The 10,109-nt window shown below is 60.1% G+C and carries 10 protein-coding genes and 1 pseudogene; 10 read left to right on the plus strand and 1 reads right to left on the minus strand.

From position 1 onward, the window contains the following. On the minus strand, positions 1-992 hold a 992-nt coding region (locus tag JJE47_07285), incomplete at its 3' end, for an AAA family ATPase (GenBank protein MBK5267222.1). Positions 993-1,114: 122 nt separating this feature from the next. Between JJE47_07285 and JJE47_07290 the strand changes: the two genes are divergently transcribed. The 10 genes and pseudogenes from JJE47_07290 to JJE47_07335 all read left to right on the plus strand — a co-directional run. Beyond that, the gene (locus JJE47_07290) at positions 1,115-1,774 is read left to right on the plus strand and encodes an ATP-binding protein (GenBank protein ID MBK5267223.1); all 660 of its coding nucleotides are present in this window, start codon (positions 1,115-1,117) and stop codon (positions 1,772-1,774) included. Beyond that, a pseudogene (locus tag JJE47_07295) lies at positions 1,774-2,641 on the plus strand (ABC transporter ATP-binding protein). The gene JJE47_07290 and the pseudogene JJE47_07295 overlap by 1 nt, the downstream one beginning before the upstream one ends. After that, positions 2,628-3,371: an ABC transporter permease gene (locus JJE47_07300; GenBank protein MBK5267224.1), complete on the plus strand. Its 744-nt coding sequence runs from the start codon at positions 2,628-2,630 to the stop codon at positions 3,369-3,371. The pseudogene JJE47_07295 and the gene JJE47_07300 overlap by 14 nt, the downstream one beginning before the upstream one ends. 207 nt (positions 3,372-3,578) lie before the next feature. Next, positions 3,579-4,253: a hypothetical protein gene (locus tag JJE47_07305; protein MBK5267225.1), complete on the plus strand. Its 675-nt coding sequence runs from the start codon at positions 3,579-3,581 to the stop codon at positions 4,251-4,253. Beyond that, positions 4,250-5,926: a phosphoenolpyruvate--protein phosphotransferase gene (gene ptsP, locus JJE47_07310; GenBank protein ID MBK5267226.1), complete on the plus strand. Its 1,677-nt coding sequence runs from the start codon at positions 4,250-4,252 to the stop codon at positions 5,924-5,926. The genes JJE47_07305 and ptsP overlap by 4 nt, the downstream gene beginning before the upstream one ends. Continuing rightward, a complete protein-coding gene (locus JJE47_07315) occupies positions 5,923-7,449 on the plus strand; it encodes a transcription antiterminator (protein ID MBK5267227.1) in 1,527 nt (508 codons plus the stop codon). Before ptsP ends, JJE47_07315 begins: the two co-directional genes overlap by 4 nt. A gap of 92 nt (positions 7,450-7,541) precedes the next feature. After that, complete coding sequence (locus JJE47_07320; GenBank protein MBK5267228.1) at positions 7,542-8,699, plus strand: PTS mannitol transporter subunit IICB; 1,158 nt, start codon at positions 7,542-7,544, stop codon at positions 8,697-8,699. 95 nt (positions 8,700-8,794) lie between these two features. Further along, positions 8,795-9,109 (plus strand): PTS lactose transporter subunit IIB, encoded by a 315-nt coding sequence (locus JJE47_07325; GenBank protein ID MBK5267229.1) that lies wholly within the window; start codon positions 8,795-8,797, stop codon positions 9,107-9,109. Between the two features lie 3 nt (positions 9,110-9,112). Beyond that, on the plus strand, positions 9,113-9,553 hold the full coding sequence (locus tag JJE47_07330) for a PTS sugar transporter subunit IIA (GenBank protein ID MBK5267230.1): 441 nt from the start codon (positions 9,113-9,115) through the stop codon (positions 9,551-9,553). Beyond that, on the plus strand, positions 9,550-10,109 hold a 560-nt coding region (locus JJE47_07335; GenBank protein MBK5267231.1), incomplete at its 3' end, for a mannitol-1-phosphate 5-dehydrogenase. The genes JJE47_07330 and JJE47_07335, both read left to right, overlap by 4 nt.

The following is a 10,109-nucleotide window of genomic DNA, read 5'->3' on the forward strand; positions in this document are numbered from 1 at the left end:
AGGGCAACAAACGGGACGCCGACGGCTTTGGCAATCCGGGCGGCGAGCACAATGTTCGACTTGCCGCCGCATTCCACGATCGAGATCCGCTCCCGGTCGGCATCATGGCCCATCGCCCTAAACACGAACGGAAGGGCCAGTTTCTCGGTCAGGCCCTCGACCAGTACGGCCGCCCGAGCGAGGAACAGCTCTCCCCGAGATGCGTCGAACTCGGAAGCAGCCACAAACTCCTGATTGGCCGGGAGCGGTTCAGGCTGGAACAGTCGGGTCCCCTCACCGGGTCGAAGCTCGATCAGCACCAGTTCGTCGAGTCTGGCAACGTTGAGAAACGACGGCGAGTGGGTGGAGTAGAAGATCTGATTGTCGGCCTCGGACAACTGGTGCAGGAGTCGGTAGAGGTACCGCTGGATCTGAGGGGGAAGGAACAGTTCTGGCTCCTCGATAAGCAGGATCATTCCCGTGACGTTGGCCTTTAGGCAGGCTTCGAGACCGTCAACGAGGCCGTGGGCTGCCGCGGTAGCTCCCTGGTGGGGGTGGTCGGGTGGCCCGTCGATTCCTCGCCCCGCCAGGGCTTCCTGGAGGATATCGACGGCTCGATTGTGGGGTGGTGAATCGTTGGCCGACAGGGCGACCAGCGTGCTGGATCGTAAATCGGCCGGAAGAAACAGCGGTGTATGCGATATCGAGTCGCTTGACTCTCCCCGATGCTGAGGCAGACCGGCGATAAACGACGATGATCCGTGTGCGAACTCGGCGCTAACCCGGATGGTTCCGTCCCCGTCTCGCGCAATGTCACCTGGCACCAGGGGTGGGGCGGTTGGATCGAGGACTGCCCGAATCGCTTCAAGGACGTTTGATTTGCCGGCACTTGATTCGCCGACCAAGGCAGAGAGCCGACCGGGGCGAAACGAGGCGTCGCGGATCGACCGGTAGCCGTCGATGTGTACCCGGATCAACCCCGGAAAATTGCCTGCTTCGAGATCCGCTTCCATGAATGCGCATTGTTGCAGATGATTGTGAAGGAGTTCCCGTCTGTTCAAGAAAGACCGCTTGCTGGACTCGCTGCATTGGCACCAAAACGAGCTAGACCTATAGAAGAAAGAGAGCGGCAGACATGAACGGTGAGCTCCCGACACTTCGAGTTGGATCACGACCCTGTCGCTGTCCCGAACCCTCCCACGAAGCACAGTTGGTGGTGGTCACGGGTGGTCCCGGAGCCGGTAAGACCGCAGTCCTGGAACTAGCCGCTCACACATTTTGCCGCCATGTGGCGATTCTCCCTGAGGCGGCCACGATCGTCTTCGGTGGCGGATTTCCGCGTCATGATTCTGAAGCCGGGTTGCATGCTTCGCAGCAGGCCATTTTTGCCGTTCAGCGCCAACTCGAAGGACTTGTCGTCGACGAGGGGCGGGTCGGGGTAGCACTTTGTGACCGGGGGACCATCGACGGACGGGCCTACTGGCCCGGATCGCCGGAATCGTTTTGGGAGGCCATGGGGTCGACGAGTGCCGGGGAGCTAGCCCGTTACATGGCCGTCATCCATTTGCAGACGCCACCCTTGGACGAGGGGTACCATCAGGATCGTATTCGCTCCGAGACCGTCGGGAGGGCGAGAGAAATCGACCGGTTGATTACTGCGGCGTGGTCTGACCATCCCCGTCGGGTGTTCGTCCCGCCAGCCGTCGAGTTCAGCTCGAAATCGGCTGTCGCGCTTGCGGCAATCCGAGCCACGCTCCCCAGCTGCTGTCGGTCGCTTGAGCCAGCGTCGACCTGATGGCCGACCAAGCGATCTCAGTCTCGTCAGTCTCCAAGACCTACGGAAAGGTCGTGGCACTGTCCGGGGTCGATCTCGAAGTCGCCAAAGGCTCAATTGTCGGACTGGTGGGGGCAAATGGGGCAGGCAAGACAACTCTGATCCGCATGCTCGTTGGTGCTTTGCGGCCCGATTCGGGCGAGATTCGAGTTCTTGGTGTTGATCCGTTCGCCCACAAGCGTCAGGTCCGTTCGACGATCGGATACATGCCGCAGTCACCCGTCCTGTACGAGGACCTGACCGTTCTTGAGAATGTCACGTTCTTCGGACGCGGCCATATTTCGGAAGGCGTGGAGCAGAAAGCTCGCTCCGTGCTCGAATTCGTCGACTTGAGACATGAGGCAGACCGGCAGATCCGGGCGCTATCGGGAGGTCAGCGCCAGAGGGCCTCCCTGGCCGCCACCCTGGTCCACGAACCGCAGATGCTGTTCCTTGACGAACCCACGGCCGGCGTCGACCCAGAGTTGCGCCACACGTTCTGGCAACGGTTCAGACGGCTCGCCGAGTCGGGCGTGACCGCTCGTGGTGAGTACCCACCAGATGGATGAGGTGGTCCACTGTGACCGGGTAGCGATCATCCGATCCGGCGCAGTTCTCGCCAACGCCACCCCGTCGGAGCTGTTCTCGTCAGCCGGCGCGACCGTGCGAGTCCACCGCGGTGGGGACGTGGTTGAGCAAGCGCTGGGATCTCTGTCTGATGATCTGCCGGGCTTTCTACGTAATTTCGGTCTCGACCCGAGCGTCACCCGGATCGAAGTTAAGGAGCCGACCCTCGAAGATGTCGTGCTGTCCATGATCGGCAGGGAGGGCGAGCATGGGGCCAAGTAGAACCAGAGCCGTGGCCCGGCGGGTACTCAAGCAGATTCGACGAGATCGCCGATTTATGATTCTCGTGGTGGCGGCCCCGTTGTTGCTGGTGTTTTTTGTGAAGACACTCTTCGACGCCACGTCAATCCCGGCCGCCGGTCAGGAACGGTTTGTAGTGCCTTTTGGAGCGTATATCGTCCATTTCGCCACATTCATCCTGACCGCCATCGTTCTGGTCCGCGAACGAGTCGCCCAAACGCTCGAGCGAATGTTCGTGAATGGCTACCGCCAGTTCGAGATCGTGGGCGGCTATCTACTGGGATACACCGCCCTCGCCACGGCGGTTTCGACAATGGTGCTGGTTGCTCTTCAGCTCTTGTTCGAACTTGGCTATGACTTCCAGCGCCTGGCCGAGGCGTTCATCGTTCTCTGGTTGTTGGCCGTTATCTCCTTGTCGCTGGGGATTCTCGTGTCCAACGTTGCACAGACGGAAGGTCAGGTCATTCCGTTCATTCCGCTTGTCATCATCCCCAGCTTCCTGTTCTCAGGGATGATGGTCCCGGTCGACTCACTGCCCGGCTGGGCACAGGTGATTAGCCGGGTGTCTCCGATGTACTACGCCAACCAGGTTCTTCAGGACCTGGTCGCGGGGACGAGTCTGGCATCCAACCTTGGTGCAGTCCTGGCTCTCCCGATCTATGGAATCCTGGTCCTGGGGGCGGCGACGTTCACCCTCCGCGAACCCTCCTGAACTGACTTGCGTTTGCGGAGTTAGGGATGCCGGTCGGCGCGCGCCTGAACGAGTGTGCCTACCGTTCGCAGTACCGAGCCTGGATGCACACTGCGCGCCGCGTCGAGTGTGCTTACGATTTGCAATAGCGCGCCTGGATGCACACTCGACTTCAGATCGCGGTGTCGTGGAGCGCCATGAATCGATGCTGTTGTGTATGGTCCCGTCATGGAATCCGAGAGAGAACCCAGTTCGTCCCCGTTCGGGGTCCGTCCGGGGGAAATGATCCGACAGGCCTGGACGGCCTATTGGGCTAACCGATACCAGTTGACGCTCTGGTCGTTCGTGTCGCTGGTGACCTATTACGCATCGATCCAACTGGTGTCTGAAGATCAGACTGCCTGGACCCAGGTCGGGTTTCTGGTGGCCGGTATGGTGGCCACCACGACCGTGGCTTACCCTTGGTTCCGGCTGGCTCTGGCGTCGATCGACGGCACCGCCGCTCCTTTCCATGTCGGACGTTTCTACGACCAGGCCGTAGCCTCGGCCTTCTTCTGGGCCGGGGTTTTGTTGGGGTTTCGCTATCTGTACGGGATTCCCGCTCTGTTCGTCCTGGTTATGTACGCGTTCTTTGGCTATGCCGTGGTCGAGGAGCCGCGTCGGGGAGGCTTGAAGGCGCTCGGCTGGAGTGTCCAGGTCGGGACAAAACGTCGGGTGGGAATTTTCGCCATCGTGGCCCTTTTGCTGACCATGAATCTCCTAGCCTTCATCCCGATCGGTCTCGGTACTGGATCTTTATTCGTGGCGGCAACTGCACTGCTGCTCACTGTAACGACGAACGTTTCGATCGTCTCGGGAGCGGTTGTGTACCGAGCACTTGAAAGGACGGCACCGAAAAGATGAGCAGTAATTTCAAAGGCGCCGCTGCGTCGGCCGGGGTGGCTGTCGGCCCAGCGTTTTTCTATCGGCCGGTATCGGATGAGCCGCTTCCCGACTTCGACGACCCGGCCGCCGCCTTTCATGTCGCAGTTGAAGCGACGGTTGCCGAACTGCGGGAGCTTCAGGCGGCCGCAACCGCGGCGGAGCGTGCGCAAGCGGCCGACGTGATGGGTGCCCAAGCCGCCATGGCTGAGGATCCGATGATGGTTACGGAAGTTGAGTCGCGATTGTTAGCCGGGATAAGCCTCGATACCGCTACGTCTGAAGTCTCAGACCAACTTTCGTCAATGCTGGCATCTCTCGACGACCCGTATTTGGCGGCCCGGTCCCAGGACGTCGTTGAAGTGATGGGCCGAATTCGCACTCAGTTGTCAGGGAAGGAGCGAGCTTCGTTGGCGCTCGACCGACCGATGATCATCGTCACTGACGAACTAAGCGCCGCCGACGCTGTCAATCTTGACCCTGGGCGCGTGCTCGGATTCGTGACATCAAGAGGTGGTCCGACCGGGCACGTTGCGGTTATCGCCCGGTCGCTGGGAATCCCCGCAGTGGTTGGCATCGCCGGCATCGCGGCGATCGTGGCCGACGTAATCGCCATCAACGGGTCAACCGGTGAAGTGGTTGCCGACCCGGATGAAGACACCCTCGCCCGTTTTCAGCAAGCTATCGAGAGCGAAGCTCGCCAACGCGAAGCCGATGCCACCTATTCGGGTCGTTCGGTTTTCTATGACGGGCGACCGATCCGTGTGGCTGCCAATGTCGGAGGGTCAGAAGACGTCGCGGCCAGCCTTCATGCCGACGGCATTGGCCTGTACCGAACCGAGTTCTTGTTTCTCGATCGAGACCGTCCACCCACCGAGGACGAACAGTACGAGGCGTACGCTGAAGCAGCCGCCTCATTCGCACACCCCGTGGTGGTCCGAACGTTTGACATAGGGGGTGACAAGCCAGCCGAATACCTGGCGATTGAGCCAGAGGAGAACCCCTTCTTGGGTGTTCGGGGGGTGCGCCTGTACGAATCGCAGGCGGAACTCTTTGCCAGCCAGCTCCGAGCTCTGCTTCGTGCCGCAACGCAGGGCGACCTTTGGGTGATGATCCCGATGGTGTCGACCGTCGCAGAAGTGTTGGCGGTCCGACGAGCGATGGCGCAGGCCGAGGACTCTCTCGCCGCGGACGGAACCGAATTCGGAGCCGTGAAGCTTGGCGTCATGATCGAGGTTCCGTCGGCGGCGATCTCAGCTCCCCAGCTTGCCCGCCATGTGGACTTCTTCAGTATCGGCACCAACGACCTGACGCAATACACGATGGCCACCGATCGCACCTCGGGGGTCTTGGCCGCCTATTCGGATCCGGCCCATCCGGCTGTTCTTCAATTGTGTGCTCTGACGGCCCAAGCTGCCACAGCCGCGGGCATTTCAGTTGCGGTGTGTGGAGAGGCCGGCTCGGACCCGGTCACGGCAGCGCTGTTTCTTGGCATGGGAATGGACAAGCTGTCGGTGGCCGCCCCGCGAGTTAATGCCATCAGGGCCTTGACCGATCAACTGGACCCCAAACGGGTAACGGCCGCACTCCAGCGTTCGCTCGGGGCGGACTCGGCGAGCGAGGTTCGCGAAATTGTGGGTGACATACTCCCGTGAGTCATAACCTCGACAGCCGGCAAGTGCGTATCGCTTTGTGGCTGCTCGATCAGACTCGACCGAAAAGCACTGCAGCTCTCGCCGATGACCTTGGACTGTCCCAGCGAGTAGTCAGATATCGTTTGAATGGGGTCGAAACCTACCTGCGCTCGCGCAAGCTGACGCTCGCCAAACAGGCCGGTGTCGGCCTGCTCGTCTTCGGCGACTTCTCGGACAAAGACTCAGCTCGCCACGAGCTTGCAGATGAGTCCGAGGACGCATACCGGGTGTTTGCTCGCGACGAGCGAATTGATCTCGTTCGAGCTCTGCTTCTCGATCGGGCACCTGACAACACGACGATGGAGCAACTGCAGGCCCAGCTTGAGGTATCGAAGACCTCGGCTCGTCGGGATACGCTCAGATGCGAACCATGGTTTGCGGAGCAAAGCCTGGTAGTCGCCAGGCGTCCGGGTGTCGGCATGGCGGTGGTTGGTAGCGAGGGAGCCATTCGTCGGGCGACGGTGAAGCTAATCCTCGAAGCCATACCGGATGAAACGCTCACCGAGGCAACTTCGAACCGATCCGCTCCGAGCCTCACCACGCGGGTCTCGGCCGGGATGCGCGAGTACATGATGCGCCTGCCGCTGTACGCGTGCGCCCAACTGGTCCAGCTCCATACGAATGCCGGTTTGCGAGTTCAGAATGATGTGATGTTGCCGCTCTACCTGGCCGTTACGGCTGTCCGATTGGCGGGCGGACGAACCGTGGCCCTCGATGCCGGCCAGCTTCGCTCTTTGATGGACCATCCCGTCTTCGCCACCGCCACCAGTCTCGCCGCCGGGTTGGCCGACATAACCGCCGGGACCATCACTGAGGAGGAGATTGCGGGCATGACCGAATTCTTGCTCGGAGTAGTAGCGCTTGAGGACACCGAGCAAGCAAGTCGGGTTGACGAGACTCTCGTGAACGAGGTCCTCAGCATGGCTGCCGACCAGCTTCATCCGGTCCTGGCCGATGACGTTGAGCTGCGCCGGGGACTGAGTCAGCATTTCGACCGCCTGGCGGTTCGGATCAGCTACGGGCTACCCGTACACAATCCTCTCCTGCGTGACGTAAGGCGTCGCTACCCGGAGGTTCATGCCGTTGCCCGTCGGATCGGCGAAATCGTCGAAGGCCGAATCGGGAGACCGATCCCTGAAGACGAAATCGGTTTCATAACCATGTATTTGTCTGGCGCCATGGAACGAACTCACCTGTGGCCCCGAAGGCGGGCCGTAGTGGTGTGTCCAAGCGGTATGGCTACGGTGTGGATTCTGGTTTCGCGGATCCAAGCCGAGTTCCCTCACCTCGAAATTGCTCAGGTGGTGTCTGCTCACAGCTTTGACGGGCAGGACCTCGATGCCGATCTGGTGATATCAACCGTTCCCGTCAGCGAGGCCCGGCTGCCCGTCGTGGTGGTGAACGCCCTTTTGAACAGTGACGACATTCGTTCGATCGCCCGGTACCTTAACCCAGACGTGACGCGGTCGACCACTTTGTCATAAGTCGGCTCTGCCCAATTACTACTTGATGGTGTAACTCGCGCGAGCCACTATGAGCCTTACTGGAATTCCCGTGATTCGGAGGAGGAAAACGGATGAAGGCTCAGATACAGCGCCTAGGCGGCTTCATGGCCGGAATGGTGATCCCCAACATTGGGGCGTTTATCGCGTGGGGACTTATCACCACGCTGTTCATCCCACCAGGCTGGCTGGCCAAGTGGTTTGGTGAGGATTCGCTCGACTACGGGTTCATAACCGACAACACCGTCGGCCCGATGATCAAGTACTTGCTCCCACTGCTCATTGCATATACGGGTGGCAAGATGATCTACGGCCACCGCGGTGGTGTGCTTGGGGCCGTTGCCGTAATGGGTGTTATCGGTGGATCGTTCTTCGAAATCACGACAGGCCCGTTCGCCGGATCATCAGGTGCGCCTCCCCAGTTCCTGGGTGCGATGATCGTCGGACCGTTGGCCGGTTGGATCATGAAGAAGACCGACGAATGGCTAGAAGATAAGACCCCGGCCGGCTTCGAGATGTTGTACAACAACTTCTCGCAAGGCATTCTCGGGCTCGTGTTGGCGATGATCGGATTCTGGGCGATCGGCCCGATCATGGCCGCCATTGCCCTGGCCTTCGGCGCCATCCTCAAGGGTATCTCCGATGCCGGGTTGCTCCCGCTGATGGATCTGCCGATCGAGGTCGGCAAGGTTCTGTTCCTGAATAACGCCATCAATCATGGAATCCTGACCCCGCTCGGAGCTGCTGAAGCTGCCGAAACCGGCAAGTCGATCTACTTCATGCTTGAGTCGAACCCCGGTCCTGGTCTCGGCCTGCTCGGTTCCTACTGGTTCGCTGGTAAGGGCTTGGCCAAGTTGTCGGCGCCCGGTTCGATCATCATCCACTTCTTCGGTGGTATTCACGAGGTGTACTTCCCGTATGTCCTCATGAACCCTGTGATGATCGTGGCCATGTGGGCTGGTGGTATTTCAGCCGACATCACGTTTGTTGCTACGGACGCCGGCTTGTCGGCGGCACCGTCACCTGGATCAATCTTCGCCTACCTGGCCTTGCTTCCCGCGGGCGGCGGTGGTGTGGGTGCGCTCTTCGGTGTCGCGGTGGGTGCCATAGTCGCATTCGTGGTTGGCGTCGTGTTGCTCAGACTGTTCCCGGTCAAGGAAATGGATGATGTCGACGTCGAGGACGGGGCGATGCACAATGTTCCCCATGTCGCTCTAGGGGCTGAGGGATAACTCTCGTAGCCGTATGAAGAATTGGTGGATGCCCACGCTATGGTCGTGGGCATCCGCCAAATTCAATCCTGCAACTCAGAAGGGATGACAAGAGCATGCCCGAGAAAGCCGCCAATGAAGTCAAGAAGATCGCCTATGCCTGCGAAGCTGGAGTCGGCTCCAGCCTGATGGGTGCCAATCAACTCAAGAAGCTTCTCAAAAAGGCCAAGTTGGACGTGTCCGTCATTCACTGTCCCGTCTCGCAATTGCCCCCCGATGTTGATGTCGTCGTTACTCACAAAGGACTAGCTGACCAGGCGCGAGCCAAGGCTCCTGGTGTCCCGGTAGTGACGTTTCAAATGTTCATCAACGACCCTGCTCTCAAGGCCCTCGTCGAGACGCTCAGCGCCGGCAATCCGGTGGTCGGTTGAATCGTGAGCCTCGATGACATGCTCGCCGCCGACCACGTTTCACTTGGACTTGAGTCGGTTTCCCAAGCTCAGGCGATAACGGACGCAGGTAATCACATGGTGTCGCTGGGGTTGGTCAATCCTCAATATGTCGACACCATGCACAAACGTGAGTCGTCGATCGGCACGTTCATGGGTAACGGTGTCGCCATGCCGCACGGGACTCTGGAAGGCAAAGACTCCGTGCTCCAGACCGGCATCGTCGTCCGTCAATATCCTGACGGTACCCCCTGGGGTGATGACACGGTGTATCTGGTGATCGGGTTGGCAGCCAACTCTGATGACCACGTCGCGTTGCTAAGTCAGCTCGCTGAAGTACTCATGGACGAAGATATCTGTGAGCAGCTCTGGAAGACGACCAGCGTCGACGAAGTCCTCACCACCTTGACGCCGACCGACGAATGAAGGCGACGATCTTCGGGGCTGGAAACATCGGCCGCGGACTGGTCGGGGTGGTCCTCTCAGGTCATTACGACCTGACCTTCATCGATGCCGATGCCACACTCATCTCTGCCCTGGAATTGGCCGGATCATACGATGTTGTCGACACGTCGGGCAACCGGACAACAGTGGCTGGAGGTACCTATGTACTTGCCCAGGACACGGCGGCTGTCGTGGCGGCGGTCGCCGAGAGCGACCTGATCGCCACTGCGGTAGGCGCTCCCATTCTCAAGATTGTGGCACCGGCGATTCATGATGGGCTGGCGATTAGCACCGTCGAGTGGGTCAACGTGTTGGCGTGCGAGAACATCCACCCCAACTCACCTTTGCTTCGCCAGCACGTCGCCGAGTGTGGCTCGATCCGCCCCAACGTCGGTTTCCCCGAAGTAGTGGTCGACCGCATCGTTTCGTCCGAGCCCGGGTCCGTGGAACTTACCGTCGAACCCAATTACGAATTCATCGCCGACGGCGTCACCTGGATTGGACCTCATCCGACCGCTCCCTTACAGATTGCAGATGC

The organism is Acidimicrobiia bacterium (assembly GCA_016650365.1).
Classification (GTDB): domain Bacteria; phylum Actinomycetota; class Acidimicrobiia; order Spongiisociales; family JAENVV01; genus JAENVV01.

What these genes read in the sequence shown, in the direction of transcription:
- ptsP (MBK5267226.1), top strand. Translation starts at nt 4,250, where the DNA reads ATGAGCAGTAATTTCAAAGGCGCCGCTGCGTCGGCCGGGGTGGCTGTC.
- JJE47_07290 (MBK5267223.1), top strand. Translation starts at nt 1,115, where the DNA reads ATGAACGGTGAGCTCCCGACACTTCGAGTTGGATCACGACCCTGTCGC.
- JJE47_07305 (MBK5267225.1), top strand. Translation starts at nt 3,579, where the DNA reads ATGGAATCCGAGAGAGAACCCAGTTCGTCCCCGTTCGGGGTCCGTCCG.
- JJE47_07320 (MBK5267228.1), top strand. Translation starts at nt 7,542, where the DNA reads ATGAAGGCTCAGATACAGCGCCTAGGCGGCTTCATGGCCGGAATGGTG.
- JJE47_07325 (MBK5267229.1), top strand. Translation starts at nt 8,795, where the DNA reads ATGCCCGAGAAAGCCGCCAATGAAGTCAAGAAGATCGCCTATGCCTGC.
- JJE47_07300 (MBK5267224.1), top strand. Translation starts at nt 2,628, where the DNA reads ATGGGGCCAAGTAGAACCAGAGCCGTGGCCCGGCGGGTACTCAAGCAG.